17 protein-coding genes and 1 other RNA gene are annotated in these 16,159 nt (G+C 68.6%); 10 read left to right on the forward strand and 8 right to left on the reverse strand.

Going from position 1 to position 16,159, the window contains the following annotated elements; genetic code table 11:
- Positions 1 to 35 precede the first annotated feature (35 nt).
- From GV832_RS03850 to pcaF, 3 genes are read left to right on the forward strand one after another with little or no spacing between them, the layout of a single operon-like run.
- Positions 36 to 752 carry a 3-oxoacid CoA-transferase subunit A gene (locus tag GV832_RS03850; RefSeq protein WP_168773516.1) on the forward strand — a complete coding sequence of 239 codons (717 nt, stop codon included), beginning with the start codon at positions 36 to 38 and terminating at the stop codon, positions 750 to 752.
- Positions 746 to 1,411: a 3-oxoacid CoA-transferase subunit B gene (locus GV832_RS03855; protein WP_168773517.1), complete on the forward strand. Its 666-nt coding sequence runs from the start codon at positions 746 to 748 to the stop codon at positions 1,409 to 1,411. Before GV832_RS03850 ends, GV832_RS03855 begins: the two co-directional genes overlap by 7 nt.
- On the forward strand, positions 1,412 to 2,605 hold the full coding sequence (pcaF, locus tag GV832_RS03860) for a 3-oxoadipyl-CoA thiolase (RefSeq protein ID WP_168773518.1): 1,194 nt from the start codon (positions 1,412 to 1,414) through the stop codon (positions 2,603 to 2,605).
- On the opposite strand, the gene rsgA is transcribed toward pcaF, so the two are convergent.
- The 4 genes from rsgA to GV832_RS03880 form a co-directional block, all read right to left on the reverse strand.
- Complete coding sequence (gene rsgA / locus GV832_RS03865; RefSeq protein ID WP_168773519.1) at positions 2,602 to 3,579, reverse strand: ribosome small subunit-dependent GTPase A; 978 nt, start codon at positions 3,577 to 3,579, stop codon at positions 2,602 to 2,604. The two genes, pcaF and rsgA, sit on opposite strands and share 4 nt — an antisense overlap.
- A 144-nt stretch (positions 3,580 to 3,723) precedes the next feature.
- An RNA gene (gene ffs, locus GV832_RS03870) (signal recognition particle sRNA small type) lies at positions 3,724 to 3,819 on the reverse strand.
- Positions 3,820 to 4,149: 330 nt separating this feature from the next.
- Positions 4,150 to 4,791, reverse strand: coding sequence for an HAD family hydrolase (locus tag GV832_RS03875; protein ID WP_168773520.1), 642 nt, complete (start codon positions 4,789 to 4,791; stop codon positions 4,150 to 4,152).
- 34 nt (positions 4,792 to 4,825) lie between these two features.
- Positions 4,826 to 6,700, reverse strand: coding sequence for a bifunctional 2',3'-cyclic-nucleotide 2'-phosphodiesterase/3'-nucleotidase (locus GV832_RS03880; RefSeq protein ID WP_168773521.1), 1,875 nt, complete (start codon positions 6,698 to 6,700; stop codon positions 4,826 to 4,828).
- A gap of 272 nt (positions 6,701 to 6,972) precedes the next feature.
- Here GV832_RS03880 and nudC point away from each other — a divergent pair, with 272 nt between their 5' ends.
- Together nudC and GV832_RS03890 are read left to right on the forward strand one after the other, a co-directional pair.
- Positions 6,973 to 7,908 carry an NAD(+) diphosphatase gene (gene nudC, locus GV832_RS03885; RefSeq protein WP_168773522.1) on the forward strand — a complete coding sequence of 312 codons (936 nt, stop codon included), beginning with the start codon at positions 6,973 to 6,975 and terminating at the stop codon, positions 7,906 to 7,908.
- A gap of 41 nt (positions 7,909 to 7,949) precedes the next feature.
- Positions 7,950 to 9,020 (forward strand): WD40/YVTN/BNR-like repeat-containing protein, encoded by a 1,071-nt coding sequence (locus GV832_RS03890; protein ID WP_168773523.1) that lies wholly within the window; start codon positions 7,950 to 7,952, stop codon positions 9,018 to 9,020.
- A gap of 113 nt (positions 9,021 to 9,133) precedes the next feature.
- On the opposite strand, the gene GV832_RS03895 is transcribed toward GV832_RS03890, so the two are convergent.
- Genes GV832_RS03895 through GV832_RS03905 form a run of 3 tightly spaced genes read right to left on the reverse strand, consistent with a single transcriptional unit; the run spans position 9,134 to position 12,335 of the window.
- Positions 9,134 to 10,567 (reverse strand): heme biosynthesis protein HemY, encoded by a 1,434-nt coding sequence (locus GV832_RS03895; protein WP_168773524.1) that lies wholly within the window; start codon positions 10,565 to 10,567, stop codon positions 9,134 to 9,136.
- A 4-nt stretch (positions 10,568 to 10,571) separates the two neighbouring features.
- On the reverse strand, positions 10,572 to 11,594 hold the full coding sequence (locus tag GV832_RS03900; RefSeq protein ID WP_168773525.1) for a COG4223 family protein: 1,023 nt from the start codon (positions 11,592 to 11,594) through the stop codon (positions 10,572 to 10,574).
- A gap of 48 nt (positions 11,595 to 11,642) precedes the next feature.
- Positions 11,643 to 12,335: a uroporphyrinogen-III synthase gene (locus GV832_RS03905; RefSeq protein WP_168773526.1), complete on the reverse strand. Its 693-nt coding sequence runs from the start codon at positions 12,333 to 12,335 to the stop codon at positions 11,643 to 11,645.
- Positions 12,336 to 12,380: 45 nt separating this feature from the next.
- Here GV832_RS03905 and tsaD point away from each other — a divergent pair, with 45 nt between their 5' ends.
- The 5 genes from tsaD (at position 12,381) to GV832_RS03930 (ending at position 15,493) form a co-directional block, all read left to right on the forward strand.
- Positions 12,381 to 13,445, forward strand: a complete 1,065-nt coding sequence (gene tsaD, locus GV832_RS03910; RefSeq protein ID WP_168773527.1) for a tRNA (adenosine(37)-N6)-threonylcarbamoyltransferase complex transferase subunit TsaD — start codon at positions 12,381 to 12,383, stop codon at positions 13,443 to 13,445.
- Positions 13,442 to 14,332, forward strand: coding sequence for an NAD(P)H-dependent glycerol-3-phosphate dehydrogenase (locus GV832_RS03915; protein ID WP_168773528.1), 891 nt, complete (start codon positions 13,442 to 13,444; stop codon positions 14,330 to 14,332). The genes tsaD and GV832_RS03915 overlap by 4 nt, the downstream gene beginning before the upstream one ends.
- On the forward strand, positions 14,333 to 14,602 hold the full coding sequence (locus GV832_RS03920) for a YciI family protein (RefSeq protein WP_168773529.1): 270 nt from the start codon (positions 14,333 to 14,335) through the stop codon (positions 14,600 to 14,602).
- Entirely contained in the window at positions 14,599 to 15,018 is a 420-nt protein-coding gene (locus tag GV832_RS03925) for an EVE domain-containing protein (RefSeq protein WP_168773530.1), read from the forward strand. The genes GV832_RS03920 and GV832_RS03925 overlap by 4 nt, the downstream gene beginning before the upstream one ends.
- Positions 15,019 to 15,097: 79 nt before the next feature.
- Entirely contained in the window at positions 15,098 to 15,493 is a 396-nt protein-coding gene (locus GV832_RS03930) for a DUF1761 domain-containing protein (protein ID WP_168773531.1), read from the forward strand.
- Positions 15,494 to 15,773: 280 nt separating this feature from the next.
- Here GV832_RS03930 and GV832_RS03935 read toward each other — a convergent pair whose 3' ends face one another.
- Positions 15,774 to 16,103 carry a DUF2853 family protein gene (locus GV832_RS03935; RefSeq protein WP_168773532.1) on the reverse strand — a complete coding sequence of 110 codons (330 nt, stop codon included), beginning with the start codon at positions 16,101 to 16,103 and terminating at the stop codon, positions 15,774 to 15,776.
- Positions 16,104 to 16,159 lie beyond the last annotated feature (56 nt).

Raw genomic sequence — 16,159 nt, forward strand, 5'->3', positions numbered from 1 at the left:
AAGCGGGCGCAATCACAGGGCCAAAGGGGGATTTCATGGACAAGACACTTCCCAGCCTGACCGAGGCCGTTTCGGGCATCCCCGATGGCGCCTCGGTGATGATCGGCGGCTTCGGCGGATCGGGCTCGCCCATCGAACTGATCCATGCGCTGATCGACCGCTTCCACGCCACGGGGCATCCGACGGGCCTGACCGTGATCAACAACAACGCAGGCAACGGCCATGTGGGCCTGGCCGCGCTGATCGAGGCGGGGATGGTGGCAAAGCTCATCTGCTCCTTCCCGCGTTCGGCCGATCCGGTGGTCTTCACCGAGCTTTACCTGGCCGGAAAGATCGAACTGGAGCTGGTCCCGCAAGGGACGCTCGCCGAGCGCATCCGAGCAGGCGGCGCGGGCATCCCGGCCTTTTACACGCCGACCTCCTATGGCACCGACCTCGCCCAAGGCAAACCGGTCGAGGTCTTCGAAGGCCGTCCCTACGTCCAGGAGCGCTGGCTGAAGGCTGATTTCGCGCTGATCAAGGCGCAGGTGGGCGACCGCTTCGGCAACCTGACCTATCGGGCCGCGGCGCGCAACTTCTCGCCCCTGATGGCCACGGCGGCCAAGGTCACCATCGCCCAGGTCTCGGTCATCGGCGAGATCGACCCCGAAGCCGTCATCACCCCCGGCATCTTCGTGCAAGCCGTGGTGCAGGTGGAAAACCCCAAGCAGGAAGAGACCCTGAACCGGCAAAAGGCGGCCTATCCATGCTGAAGCTCTCCAACGCTCAAATCGCCTGGCGCGCGGCGCAAGACATCGCGGATGGCGCCTATGTCAACCTCGGCATCGGTTTCCCCGAGATGGTGGCCAAGTTCCAGCCCCCGGGCCGCGAGGCGATCTTTCACACCGAAAACGGCATCCTGAACTTTGGCGAAAGCCCCGAGCCCGGCGAGGAAGACTGGGACCTGATCAACGCCGGCAAAAAGGCCGTGACGCTGAAGCCGGGGGCCTCGTTCTTCCACCACGCCGACAGCTTTGCCATGGTGCGCGGCGGGCATCTGGATGTGGCGATCCTCGGCGCCTATCAGGTCTCGGAAAGCGGAGACCTGGCCAATTGGTCGACCGGGCCCAAGGGGGTCCCGGCGGTGGGTGGCGCGATGGACCTTGTCCATGGGGCCAAGCGCGTGGCGGTGATCACCGAACATGTGACCAAGGACGGCAAGCCCAAGCTTCTGGACCGCTGCACGCTGCCCCTGACCGGGGTGGCCTGCGTGACGCGGGTCTATACCTCCCATGCCGTGATCGACATTGCGGGCCGCTTCATCCTGCGCGAGAAGCTGGCGGGGGTCTCGCTGGAAGAGCTGCAAAACATGACGGGCGCCAAGCTGCATCTGGACGGCCCCGTCCTTGACTTGAACGTCCCGGAGGTCTGAATGGACGCCTATATCTGCGATTACATCCGCACCCCGATTGGCCGCTTTGGCGGGAGCCTCTCTGCAGTCCGCGCTGATGACCTTGGGGCGGTGCCGCTGCGGGCGCTGATGGCGCGCAATGCGGGCGTTGATTGGGAGGCGGTCAGCGACGTGATCTTCGGCTGCGCCAACCAGGCGGGGGAAGACAACCGCAACGTCGCCCGCATGTCCTCCTTGCTGGCGGGCCTGCCCGTGGGCGTCACGGGGACGACGGTCAACCGGCTTTGCGGCTCTGGCATGGATGCCGTCCTGATCGCCGCGCGCCAGATCATGGCCGGAGAGGCCGACCTGATGATCGCGGGCGGGGTCGAATCGATGTCCCGCGCGCCTTTCGTCCTGCCCAAGGCCGACAGCGCCTTCTCCCGCAACGCGGAGATTTACGACACGACCATCGGCTGGCGCTTCGTCAACCCGCTGATGAAGGCGCAATATGGCGTCGATTCCATGCCCGAGACCGGCGAGAACGTCGCCGAGGATTACCGGATCAGCCGCGAGGACCAGGACGCCTTCGCGCTGCGCAGCCAGGCCAAGGCCTCGGCCGCGCAAGCCAATGGTCGGCTGGGCGCCGAGATCACCCCGGTTGTGATCCCCCAGCGCAAGGGCGATGCTCTGGTGGTGGACCGCGACGAGCATCCCCGCGCGACGACGCTGGAGGCCCTGTCCAAGCTCGGCACCCCCTTCCGCAAGGGCGGCTCGGTGACGGCGGGGAATGCAAGCGGCGTCAACGACGGGGCGGCGGCGCTGATCCTCGCCTCCGAAGCCGGAGCCCGCAAGCACGGACTGACCCCCATCGCCCGGGTGCTGGGCGGGGCGACGGCGGGGGTTCCGCCGCGCATCATGGGGATCGGGCCTGCGCCTGCCTCGGCCAAGCTCCTGGCGCGGTTGGGGTTGACGGTCGCCGACCTTGCCGTGATCGAGCTGAACGAGGCCTTCGCGTCTCAGGGTCTGGCGACCCTGCGTCAGCTGGGCATCGCGGATGACGATGAGAGGGTGAACCCCAACGGCGGCGCCATCGCCCTGGGCCACCCCCTGGGCATGTCCGGCGCGCGGATCACCGGGACGGCGGCCTTGCAGCTGAAGCCGGGGCAGAAGTCGCTGTCGACCATGTGCATCGGCGTGGGCCAGGGCATCGCCATCGCCCTGGAGCGGGTCTAGCGCCGCCGACCCTTGCCCGGCGCCTTGCGAGAGCGGGAGAGTTTGACCGCATTCTCCTCCGCCTCGGCCACCAGCTTTTGCCAGCGGGAAACGCGTTCGGGCAGGATCTCTCCGGCCCGAACCGCCGCCTGCACCGCGCAGCCGGGCTCGGAGGCGTGGCGGCAGTTGGTGAACTTGCACTCGGTGGCGAGCTCGGCCAGGTCCTCGAAGAGGATGTCGATGCCCTCGGCCGCATCGGTCAGCTGGATCTCGCGCATGCCGGGCGTGTCGATCAGCCAACCGCCGCCCCGCATGGCGACCAAATAGCGCCCGGTCGTCGTATGCCGCCCCTTGGCGTCATCGTCGCGGATGTCCTGCACCGCAGCCTGACCCCCGGTCAGGGCATTGGCAATCGTCGTCTTGCCGACGCCCGATGACCCCAACAGCGCCACCGTCCGCCCCGGCCCGCACCAGGGCGCCAAAGCGCTGCCCACATCGCCCCGCTTGGCATCCAGCACGACGACCGCGATCTGCCGGGCCAGGGCGAGCGCCTGGCGCCGGAAGACCTCCGGGTCGTCGCATTGATCGGCCTTGGTCAGGACGACGACCGGCGTCACCCCGGCCTGGGCGGCGAGCACCAGAAACCGCTCCATCCGCCCCGGGTTGAAATCGGCATTGCAGGAGGAGACGACGAACAGCACATCCAGGTTGGCCGCAATCAGTTGCCGCGCGAGCCCCGTCCCCGCCGCCTTGCGCTGCACCAGGGAGCGGCGGTCCAGCACTTGCAGCGCCACCATGCCCTCGGCCATGACCCAATCGCCCACCGCGATATCCCCGGTGGAAAGGCTGGAATGCGGGATCAGCTCGACCGCGCCCTCGGGCCCGAGGCCCATCAGCCGCGCCCGATGCACCGAGGTCACCCGAAGGGGCCGCCCCGCGCCACCCTGCGCCGCAAAGTCTTCGCCCCATCCCAGGGCGTTCAAGTCAAATGTCATGAAAGATATCCCGCATCAGGTATCACGCAGACCCCGGATCTTCGTGGGGCGATCTGCAAGCGACAGTCCGGCGGGCCAGGATCTCAGATCCGCCCCGCCAAGGGGAAAGCAAAGTCGGGCATGGCTCTCTCCGGCGGCTGAAGGGGTGAGAGGCTGACATCGACCCAAGTGGGGCTCGTTACGGCTGCTTCCTTCCGGACCTGACCGGGTTGGCGAGGCACTCGCCCGCGCCAACCTCTCGACTCGTCATATAGTGCGGGCGCAAGTCCGGCGCAAGACAGCGCGGGGGGAGAGGGCGGAGCCTCCGGCGGGGATATCTGGGCAAGTATGAAAGGGGGGGCGCTTGGGGGAAGGGCGAAAGGGAGTATTTGGGCCAAATTGAAAGGAGGGGGGTGGGGGGGCAGATGGCGCAAGGGAGTATTTGGGCAAATGTGAAAGGGGAGGGGAGCGGCCCTTGTCTTCATCTGTTCAGGAATATCCCCAGCAGAGCTGCGACCGAGCCGGTTGGGCCGCCTGCGGCCCAGAGGCGAGAGAAAAGACTTGCGCGGCACGCGCTCCTTTTGGCTGCGGTTACAGGAGGCCCGCCATTCGGGCGCCAAGCACCAGGTCTTCAGCCACATGATGGGCCCAGCGGCCTTGCGAGGGGAGCATGTCGGGGACCTGCACGACCGTGCAGCCCGCACGATGGGCGGCCTCGGCACCGGTCTCGCTGTCCTCGAACACGAGGCAGCGGCGCGGGTCGACGCCCAGCATGCGGGCAGCCAGGAGATAGGGCTCCGGGTCGGGCTTTGGCCTCGTCACGTCATCCACCGTCACCACGGTCGCAAAGGACGGCGCCAGCCCCGCAAGCCGGATCTTGTGATGCGCGCCCTCGCGCCCCGAAGAGGTCACGACGGCGCGGTGGATATGGCCGGGCGTCGCCTCCAGCAATTCGAAGACCCCGGGCTTCAGCGTCAGCCCCCCCGCCATTCCGGCCTGAAATCCCTCGGCCCAGAGCCGGTTCAGCGCGTCAAGGTCGATGCCCGGGCGGTGGCCCAGAATGATCCCCACCGAGGTCGGCTGGTCCACCCCGATCAGGCGATGCAGGAAGGTCTCTTCCACCGGATGGCCCACGGCGGCAAAGGCCGCCGCCCCCGAGGCCATGGCGATGGTTTCGGTGTCGATCAGCGTGCCGTCGAGGTCGAAGAGAAGGGCATCGTAAAGCGCGGACATGGCGGGCTCCGGGGTCAGACCCCCTGTTAGCGCATCACAGGTGCAGGCGAAAGCGGCGGAATCCTTCTGGCGTCAGCTCCAGGGCCTCGGGGCGCATCGCGGAGAGCTCTGCGATGTGGCCGAGCGCCCCGGGCGCGCTGTCGAAGGTCACCGAGGCCCCGGGTTGCGGCCGAAAGCGCCAGGAGGGCGGCGCATCGGGCAAGAGCGCGCCCAGCCGCGAGATATGCCCGGCCAGAATGGCGCGGCTGGCCGTCGGTCCCTTGATCACCAGGTCCTGAGGGCGCCCGACCGGAAAGCCGCCGCTGCCCGAGGCGCGGTAGGTGTTGGTGGCCAGGATGAAGCGCTGGTCCGGGTCCAGCGCCTGCCCCTGCCACCGCAGGTCGCAGATTCGCCGCGACCCTGGATTGACCATGACCCCGCGCGCATCGTGGCGCGGCGGCGCAGAGAGGTCGACCTCCCAGGTCAGGCCTTCGATCGTGTCGAAGTTGAAGGGGGCGAAGTCGGCATCCACCAGCTCGGCATCCCGGGCCCCCGGTCCGATGGTGTGGAACTGGCTGAAGGCGCGTTCCAGCCAGTCGGCCAGCCCCGCCCCGGTGATCCGCAGGGCCGCAATCGCATTGGGATGGGGGTAAAGGTCGAAGACATGGCGCCGCGTCAGGCGCCCGGCCGCGACATGGACATAGTTCTGGGGCCCGCCCCGCCCGCCGCAGTGGAAGGGCGCCGCAGCCGAGACCACGGGCAGGTCCTGGTCCGGCGTGCCGCGCAAGAGCTGCGCGACATGCTCGGCCTGGGCCAGGGCAATCAGCCGCACGGCCGCCGAGGGCGCAACCATGGCAAAGAAGCTGTGGATCGGACGAAGCGTCCGCCCCACGGTCTCGCCCGCCCAGGCGCGCGTTGCCTGGTGTGCCGGGGCGGCAAGGGCCAGGATCTCGGGGTCCGACCGGGTCAGGGCGCGCAGCCGCCCGCCCGGCCCTCGCGCGGCAATCGCCCGCAGTCCCGCCGTGGCGGCCTTGACCCGCCAGCCCTTCTCCCCGCGCTCCAGGTCCAGGTCGATCACCCCCAGATGAGACCCGAAGAACCCCGGCATGACCACGGGCTTGCCATGGATCGTCCCGGCCAGCGGGTCGATCCCGGGCTGAGCTGGCCCGGGCTGCAGCGGAGAGCCCGCCTGCGGAAAGACCAGGTGCGTGTGACCGGCGACCAGGGCGTCGATCCCCGGCAACCGGGCCAGGGCTGCCGTCGCGTTCTCCATCATCGGCTCGGGCTCCGATCCCGCGATGCCGGAATGCGACAGGGCGATCACCAGGTCCGCCCCCTCGTCCCGCAGCGCTGCGGCATGATGCCGGGCGGCCTCGAGGATGTCGCGCACCTCCATCTCTGCCCCCAGCGCCGCACTGTCCCATTGCACGACCTGCGGCGGCGCAAAGCCCAGGACGCCGATGCGCAGCTCATGGGCCCGGCCCGCCGCATCACGCAGCTCTCGTCGCAGGATCAGCCGGGGCGCAGCGATGCAGCGGTCCTCGGCCACCGTCGCCCCGCGCGACCGGAGCATGTTGCTCGAGACCACTGGAAAGCGGCAGTCCGCCAGCGCCTCGGTCAGCGCGGCAAGCCCATGCGAGAACTCGTGATTGCCCAGCGTGGCGGCGTCATAGCCCAGGTGGTTCATCGCCGCGATGACCGGATTTCGCCCGCCCGGAACCTCGGCCATCGGGCTGCCGTTCAGGAAATCGCCATTGTCCAGGAGCAGGGCGCCGGGCACCTCGGCCCGGGCCTTGCGGATCAGGCTGGCAGTCCGCGCAAGGCCCGCCGAGGGGCTGGCACGGTTGGCATGATAGTCCCAGGGCATCACATGGGCATGAAGGTCGGTGGTGGCCAGAATCCGCAGCCTGACACAGGCACCCGTCCTCATGTCGTGCAACCTTGGGTTGTGCTTCGGGCCAGTGTCTGCCCATGCGATCGGCTTGGATAGCCCATCTCTTGCCAGATTCCTTCGCGCTGTCCCCTGTCTGGCGGTTCGCTCCGCCGACAATTTCTTACAGTCCAACTCTTGGATCCCTGCAACCCAAAAGGATGCATCTTGTTAACCATTTCAACCTTAGGTGGCAAAACTGCCGCAATTTCCATGGTTTCCAGTTTCCCGCGCTTCGTGAAACTGGCATGACATGCAAAACGGAGGTGCAGATGCGCTTGGGCGAGACGGTGACTTTCGGCGGCTCCGGCCTGGACCGCGCGGCCAACCTGCGCGAGACGGCGGCGGCGCTTTGGCCCGGGGCTTGGGTGATCCTCTTGTGGAAGGGGCGCATCCTTCTGGATGGCGCGGGGCGGCTGGCGCGGCTGGCTTCGGACCATCCCTTGGCCGGGGCGGCGGGCTCTGCGATCTTCCTGGGCGAGCCCGAGACCCCGGTCTTCGCGCAAGACATCTCCGCCTGGACGCCCGAGGCCGAGATCACCCCCACGGGCTTCACCGACACCCAGGTGCAGCGCCACCCGGACCTGCCTGCCGACTGGGGCTTCCACGAGCTCCGCGCCGTGATGGCCGCCCTGACTCCCCGCGAGGCAGAGCTTTCCGCCACCGCCCGCGCCCTGATCGAATGGCACCGGACCCATGGCCATTGCGCCAGTTGCGGGGCGAAGTCGGTTCAGATCCTGGCAGGCTGGCAGCGCTCCTGCCCCGATTGCGGCGCCCAGCACTTCCCGCGCACCGACCCCGTCGTCATCATGCTGATCACCCGCGACAACCGGCTCCTCCTGGGCCGCAACGAGAACTGGCCCGAGGGGATGTATTCCCTGCTCGCGGGCTTCATCGAACCCGGCGAGACGGTCGAAGCCGCCGTCCGCCGCGAGGTCCATGAGGAATCCGGCATCCGCGTCGGCGAGGTCCGCTACCTGACCTCGCAGCCCTGGCCCTTCCCCGCCTCCCTGATGCTGGGCTGCCGGGGCGAGGCGCTGTCCGACGAGATCACCATCGACCCCGCCGAGCTGCAAGAGGCGATCTGGGTGACCCGCGAAGAGCTCCTCTCGGCCTTTGCTGGCACCCATCCCAAGATCAAGCCCTCCCGCAAGGGGGCGATTGCGCAGTTCATCATGCAGCATTGGCTGTCAGACACGCTTGATTGATCGACAGGCTCTCGCTACTTTGATATCAAAGGGAGAGCTTTATGACACAGATTCTGATTGGCACGACGAAGGGCGTTTTCATCCTGGAAGAGGGCCGGCTGACCGGTCCGCTTTGCGACGGCTGGCCGATCAACCATGTGATCGGCGATCCGGCAACCGGGCGGCTCTACGCGGCGGGGGGCGGAGAGTTCCACGGCGCGGGCATCTGGCGCAGCGAGGACCGGGGGGCAAGCTGGACGCTGTCCAAGCTCGCCTCGGGCAATGCCGATGAGTGGTTCGCGCCAGAGGCCCCGAAAGCGCCCTTCACCGGGCAGATCGTGACCTTCTGGTCGCTGGGGATCGTAGGCGGCAAGGTCCTGGCCGGGGCCAAGCCCGCCAACCTGTTTGAATCGACCGATGGCGAGACATGGACCCTGCAACCCGCACTGGCCAGCTTCCCGGGCCGCGAGGACTGGTGGCCCGGTGCCGCGGGCCTGGTGCTGCACACCATCGTCGGCGACCCTGCGGCGCCGGAGAAGCTCTGGGTCGGCATCTCGGCCGCCGGGGTCTTCGCCTCCGAGGACGGCGGCCAAAGCTGGGAGCGGCGCAACCGCGCCTCCAACGCCGCGGCCCATGACGGCCATGACCATGACCCGTCGGAAATCGGCTCCTGCGTGCACAACATGGTGCGGGCGCCGGGCAGCCCCGACCTGATGTACCAGCAAAACCACCACGGCGTCTTCCGCAGCCGGGACGGCGGGCGGTCCTGGGATGACATCAGCGCAGGCCTGCCCTCGACCTTCGGCTTCCCCATCGCGGTCCATCCGCAAGACCCGCTGCGGATCTGGACCCTGCCGCTCAACGGCGACAGCGCGGGCCGCTTCCCGCCCGGCGCCTCGGCGGCCGTCTGGCATTCCCGCGACGGCGGCGAGACCTGGGAGCGGCAAGGCAACGGCCTGCCGCAGGAAAACTGCTTCTTCACCGTGCTGCGCCAGGCCATGGCCACCGACCGCGCGGGCGGGGTCTATTTCGGCACCAACTCCGGCTCGATCTTCGCCACGAAGGACGGCGGGGCAAGCTGGCAAGAGCTGGCCCAACACCTGCCCACCATCACCTCGGTGGAGACGCTGTAGCGAAGGGAAGTGCCCGGCGCGCGGGTGCGAGGGGAACCGTGGCGCCAGTGGCGCCGCGTAAGTCCCCGAAGCGGCGCGGGTGGGAGCGTGCCGGGCACTTCCCGGCCCGCCACCTAGTTCCCCCGTCGCCCCACGGCCTCCAGGTCGATGGGCTCGGGCTCTTTCAATTTGGGGCCGTTGACGATCACCGGCAAAAGCTCTGCCCCGGTGGCCGAGGGACCCGAGACCTCGTTCGGCTCGCGCCAGGACAGGGTATCGAAGCCGCCGCAATTCTCGCAGGTCGGGCCCCAGGCGGAATGCACCGCCTGGCACTTGTCGCAGCACCACTGCGGGCCGCGCGGAGCGGTCAGCGCCTTGGAGAGCCAGGCGCGCACGGTGGCCTCGTCACCGCCCTCACCGCGCTCGATGGCGGCCATGATCGCCAGGGACCGCTGCGTAGGCTTCACCACCGCCAGGTCACCTAGCGCCCGCCTTGCCGCCGGGAAATCCTCCGCCGCGATGGAAAGTTCCGCCAAAAGCTGCCGCGTCTCCGCATCCTCCGGCCGGATCGCGGTCAGGACCTTGAACCGCTTGACCCTTGCATCCGGGCTCTCCTCCGGCTCGATCTCGGCAAAGGCCGCCGCCAGGTCGGGATGGGGCCGCGCCTCCCAGGCCTTCTTCAAGACCCGCGTCGCGTTCTTCTTGTCGCCCTTGGCGATATAGCTGCGCGCCGCCATAGCCGCCGCCGGGATCAGGTCCGGAGAGGCCTTGTTGGCCGCAATCGCCGCCTCCTGCGCCTCGATCGAGGCGCTTTCATCCACGACCACCTTGGCCTCTTGCAAAGCCATCACTGCATCGCGCCGCTTCCAGACCTCTTTCGGCAGAACCCCCGCCCGCGCCTGGGCCTGCAAGGTCGCCCTCGCGCCCTTCCAGTCGGCGGCGCCGGATTGCAGCTTCAAAAGCACCTCCTGCAAGGCCGCATCGCGCGGCTTCATCTCGAAGGCCTTTTCGGCCAGCTTCAGCGCCGTCTCCTTGTCGCCCTCGGCGAGCTTCTGGTTCAAGAGGCCGCGGATCCCCACGAACCGCGTCCGAGGATCAGCCAGAAGCGCCTTGTAGGCCCCCTCGGCCTTGGCCGTATCGCCCGAGACCTCCGCCGCCTGGGCGGTCAAGAGCCCCGTCAAAGCCGGCATGTCCAGGTAGCTTTGCGCCCTCTGCGCCTTGATCAGCGCCAGCCGCCCCTCTCCGGCGGCGAGCGCCAGCATCCCATCGGCCAGGGCCTGGAAGCCCCGCCTTTCGCGGTCGCGGTCCAGGTAGCGGCTGATCGCCGTCTCATCGCCCGAGAAGAACCGGATGACCGCCACGACCAGGCCGAGGACCTTCATCACCAGCCAGCCTGCCAGGGTGATCAGCAGGACCGCAATCGCCAGCGGCAGGGGCCGCAACGAGATCTCGTAGCCCGCAAAGGACACCCGCATCACCGCATCGGCCTGCAAGAGGTAATCCGCGCCAAAGGCCAGGACCAGGACCAGGGTGACAAAGAACAATATCCGCAGAAGCGACCAGAGCATCGGCCTACTCCATCAAGGGGGCAAGGGCGGCTTCGGCATCGAGCCGCAGCTGCGCCAGGGCCTGCCAGTCGGCCATCGCGGCCTTGCCCGCCTCGGGCAGGGCGCCCAGTTCGGCCACCGCGCCCGCCACATCGCCCTTGGCCAGGGCGGCCTCGGCGCGCGACAGGACGGCATCGGGGTCGGTGCCCTCTTGCGGGGTCAGGGCGCGCGCCCCGGTCGTCGCCCGCAGGAAGTTCTTGACCCGCTCGGACCAGGTGGCGCCCATGTCGGCCTTGAGGCTCGCCTCCAGCGCGGCGCGGGCGGCATCCGGGAAAGCGGCCTGGAGCGCGGGCAGCGAGGGCAGGCCCGTCGCCGCATGTTCGGCGATCACCGACGGCAGGTCGTTCAGATCGACCACGGCGCGGATATAGGGCGCGCCGGAATCCATCGCCGCCGCAATCTGGCGCAGAGCCGCCTGGCGGACCCCCTCTGCGGCGGTCTCTTTCGCCTGGGCCTCGATCTGCGCCAGCTTGTCGGCGGTGGCCTTCACCTGGGCATCCAGCTGCGCCTGAACCTCGGGCGAGACGACACCCGCGCTTTGCGCCTTCATCGCCTCGACCTCGGCCCGCAGGCTGGCCAAGGCCGCCGGATCGGCCGAAGCCCCCTGCGCCGTGGGCCTTGCTTCCAGCGCGGTCAGACGTTGATCCAGCGCGCCCAGGTCCACCACGGGAGCCGCCTCCAGCTTGGCGATGCGGTCGGCCAGGCCCTGCGCCGCCTCGAGCTTGGCGCTCAGCTCCTTGACCTGCGCGGTCAGGGTCGCCACCTGCTCCACCGCCTGGGCCAGGCCGGGATCGGTCGCCGGGGCCTGCAGGGGCCAGCCCTGCGGCACGACCTGGGCCAGGCCGAAGCCCAGGCCCGCCGCGACGACGCCCCCCAGCACCGGCCACAGGGCCGACCGACGCGGCGCGGGTTTCGGCTTTTCAACCACAGGAGGCGGGACCTCGACCTTCGGCTCTTCTTTGATCTCGATAACCTCGGGTTCGGCCATGACGTCCTCCTGTACTCCCCCCTAGGTAATGCTGCCCTGCCCCCGGCTTCAAGCCAAAGCCAGCCGGTTCCACAAGGTAAGCGTCGCTTCCAGCATGGAATCGCCGTCCGGGCGGGCGGCGATCAGGGCCGAGGGGTCGAGGCTGCGGGCCGCCTGAGCCACGGCTTGCGACATGGCCACGACGCGCAAGGGGGCCGTGGCGCCGATCCGCTTGGCCTCGGCGGCCAGGATCTGGGCGCTGCGGGGCGAGAAAAGCGGAGCGATCACGGGGGTTTGGCCACGCAGGGCGGCCTGCGCCTCGGCGGTCAGGTCCTGTTCCTCTTGCGCATAGGCCAGGGCCTCGGCGGTGGGCACACCTGCGGCCGTCAGGCGCGCGGCAATCTCTCCCCGCGCCTCACGCCCGCGCAGGTGCAAAAGCGGCGCGACGGGGGCGGAGAGAATCAGCGCGATCAGCGCCTCGGCATCGCCCGAGGCGCTGGTGGCGTCGAAGCCCAGGGCCCGCGCCGTGGCCGCCGTCCGGTCGCCCACGCAAAAGGCACGGCAGGGCGCCAGGCCGCGCGCCGCCAGGGCCCCGGTCTCGGAGGTCAGGATCAGCGCTTCATGCGGGGGGATCGCGGGGAAAAGGAAGCGCGGCGCGATCAGCGGCGAGATCAGGCAATCGAGCCCCAGAGCGGCCGCAAACCTCTCCGACTGCGGCGCGGGCCGGGTCAAGAGGATCAGGGCTCGCGGTTGTGCGCTCATGGCATCGGTGTTACCTCGGGGGCGGGTTTCAAACAAGGACGCGAGATGGTGCTGACCCTTCTTGGCATCGAAAGCAGCTGCGACGATTCGGCGGCGGCGGTGGTGCGGTCGGACCGGGCGGTTCTGTCCTCGGTGGTCGAGGGCCAGGCGGCGCTGCATGCGCCCTTTGGCGGGGTCGTGCCCGAAATCGCGGCGCGGGCCCATGCGGAAAAGCTGGATGGCTGTGTCGCCCGCGCCCTGGCCGAGGCGGGGGTTGGGCTGGCCGACCTCGACGCCGTGGCGGTGACCTCTGGTCCTGGGCTGATCGGCGGTGTCCTGTCGGGCGTGATGCTGGCGCGCGGGATCGCGGCGGCGACGGGGCTGCCGCTGGTGGGGGTCAATCACCTGGCGGGCCATGCGCTGACACCGCGCCTGACCGATGGGCTGGAGTTTCCCTATCTGATGCTCCTGGTCTCGGGCGGGCATTGCCAGTTCCTGATGGTCAGCGGGCCGGGGGAGTTCCGGCGGCTGGGTGGCACGATCGACGATGCCCCGGGGGAGGCCTTCGACAAGGTCGCCAAGCTTTTGGCCCTGCCGCAGCCGGGTGGGCCGCCCTTGGAGGCCGAGGCGTTGAAGGGGGATGCGAAGCGGTTCGCCCTGCCGAGGCCGCTCTTGGACCGTCCGGGCTGTGACATGAGCTTTTCCGGGTTGAAAACGGCGGTTCTGCGGGCGCGGGATGCCTTGATCGCGGAACATGGGGGCCTGCGCCGGCAGGACCGCGCGGACCTTTGCGCGAGCTTCCAGGCGGCGGTCGCGGCGGTGCTGGCGGAGAAGACGCGGCGGGCGCTGGCGGAGTCGGAGGCTCCGGTGCTGGCCGTGGCGGGGGGCGTGGCGGCCAATTCGGTGATCCGCGCGGCCTTGCAGGGGGTTTGCGAGAAGGCGGGGGTGGGGTTCACGGCGCCTCCCTTGCGGCTTTGCACCGACAATGCGGCGATGATCGCCTGGGCGGGGATCGAGAAGCTGCAGGCGGGGCTGGTGGACCCGGCGGATTTGACCGCCCGGCCGCGCTGGCCCCTGGACGCCATGGCCGCGCCGATGATCGGATCGGGCAAGAAGGGGGCCAAAGCGTGATCGGCATTGTCGGAGCCGGGGCCTTTGGCCGGGCGCTCGCTGTTGCGCTGGCCGCGCGGGGGGTCACGCTTTGGGCGCGCGATCCGGGCTCGGAGCGTCTGCCCGGCGTCGCCCTGCCCGAGGGCGTGCGGCTGACGGGTGACCTGGATGACCTGAAGGGGGCCGAGGCTCTGCTGCTCGCCCTGCCGATGCAGGCGCTTTCCGGGTTTCTGGCGGAGCATCCTTTGCAAGGGCGGCTTGTCGCCTGCTGCAAGGGGATCGACCTTGCGACGCTGAAAGGGCCAAGCGCGGTGATCGGCGAGGGCGCCTTTGTCCTGACCGGACCGAGTTTCGCCGCCGATATCGCGGCGGGGCTTCCGACCGCGCTGACGCTGGCGGGGCCCGATGACGGCGGGCTTCAGGCCCTGCTCTCGACGCCGACCCTGAGGCTTTACCGCACGACGGATGTAGTCGGGGCCGAGCTTGGTGGCGCCTTGAAGAATGTCGTCGCCATCGCGGCGGGGGTTGTCATCGGCGCAGGCCTGGGCGAAAGCGCCCGGGCCGCGCTGATCACCAGGGGCTTTGCCGAAATGCAGCGGCTGGCGGGCGCCCTGGGCGCGCGGCCCGAGACCTTGATGGGGCTTTCGGGCCTGGGCGACCTCGTTCTGACCTGCAATTCGACCGGGTCGCGCAACCTGCGCTTTGGGCTCGCCTTGGGCCGGGGTGAGGCCTTTGACGCCTCCGTCACCGTCGAGGGCGCCGCCACCGCCGAGGCCGTCGCCCGGCTTTCGGCCCGGATGGGCGTCGAGATGCCGATTTCCACCATGGTCGCCCGGCTGATCGCCCATGACCTGAGCTTGCCCGAGGCGATCCGCCTCTTGATGACCCGCCCCCTGAAGGAGGAATGAATGCGCGCCGTCCTGATCTGCATCGACAAACCGGGGTCCCTGGACCTGCGCCTCGCCAACCGTCCGGCCCATGTCGAATACCTCAAGGCCTCGCCTTGCGTGGAACTCGCCGGGCCTTTCCTGGAGGGCGAGACCATGGTGGGCTCCATGCTGGTCCTGAACGTCGAAAGCCTGGCGGAGGCGCAGGCCTGGGCGGCGAATGACCCCTATGCCAAGGCGGGGCTCTTTGCCTCGGTCGAGATCCGCGAATGGAAGAAGGTGATCGGATGAGCTACTGGCTGTTCAAATCCGAGCCCAATGTCATCTCGTTCCAAAGCCTCTGGGACAAGCTGCCCCAGGACGAGGAATGGCACGGCATCCGCAACTACCAGGCGCGCAACAACATGCGGTTGATGAAGATCGGCGAGAAGGGCTTCTTCTACCATTCCAACATCGGGAAAGAGATCGTGGGCCTGGTCGAGGTCACACGGCTTTCGGCACCCGACAGCAAGACCGATGACCCGCGCTGGGATTGCGTCCACTTCCGCCCCATCGCGCATTTCAAGCGGCCCGTGGGGCTGGAGGAATGCAAGCACACGCCGGGGCTGGAGGAGATGGTGCTGATCAACAACTCCCGCCTGTCGGTCCAGCCGGTGCGGGAAAGCGAATGGCGGATCATCTGCGCCCTGGGTGGGGTGGAGCCCTGAGGGCGCCCCGCCCCAGGGCCCGCAAAGCGCTTTGCGCCGGGGGAAAGCAGCGTTAACCTCGCCGAAAAGGGAGGGTTCCATGCAATATCTCGCCGTGCTTCTGGCCGCAGCCGCCGCCTATGGCTTTGCGGCTTTCTGGTATACGAAGATGTCGAAACCCTGGGCCGAGGCCGCGGGGATTCCCATGTTCGATGGCAAGCCGCAGGGCAATGGCAGCCCCTTGCCCTTCGTCATCGGCGGGGTGATGCAGCTTTTGGTCGCCGGGATGATGCGGCATGTCTTCCTGATGGGCGGGCTGGACACAGTAGGCGAGGGCATCATGGGTGGCTTCGGCATCGGGGCCTTTCTCATCACGCCCTGGGTCACGATGAACTATGCCTTTGCCGGGCGGCCCTTCAAGCTGACGGTGCTGGATGGGGTCAACAGCGTGGTGGGATGCACCCTGATGGGCCTGGTCCTGTCGCTGTTCCTGTAGAGTGATCCTGCCTGTGGCCCTGGACGGCTGGCAGGCGGGCTGTGCAGCCATCCAACCGGGCTGCGGTTGCGATGCCCCTTGCGCGCGACGGCGAAATCCTGGGGCCACATCAAGGGGGCCAAAAAAAATGAGGGGCCCCCACCCCTAGGGACCCCTCATCCACCCCACGTGCTCCCAGCTCGCACGTGTCTGATAAAAGGTCCCGGACATGATGCCCATGGACAGAAGCTAGCCCGAATCGTGGGGCTCTGTCCAAGGCCAAGAAGCGAAAGTTTGAGCCTTAACCAGCCTTTGGCCGGAACAGCGCCTGTTTGCCGAAATGCTGCACCAAGATATAGAACAGCACGGCGCGGTAGCGGGGGCCCGGTGTCTCATAGGTCTCCCAGGCGGCCTGGATCGCCTCGTCGACGGCGGGCAGCGGGCCCAGCTTGCGGATCAGGCTCTTGCGGAAGGCGGGGAGGTCCTGGGGCGTCAGCGCCTCGGTCGCGGGGTCATAGATCAGCGGGCCGCAGGCCGTGACGACGCCGTGCAGCAGGTCCAGGTCGGGATGCATGCCACAGGCCTGGGCCAGGTCGGCGGCATAGCGGGCGATGTGGTCTTCCTGACGCATGGGGATAACTTAGGCAGGTCTTGCCGCCCGGAAAAGCAAAAACCGGGAATAATCCC

Origin of the sequence: Stagnihabitans tardus (genome assembly GCF_009925085.1) — a bacterium.
Taxonomy (GTDB): domain Bacteria; phylum Pseudomonadota; class Alphaproteobacteria; order Rhodobacterales; family Rhodobacteraceae; genus Stagnihabitans; species Stagnihabitans tardus.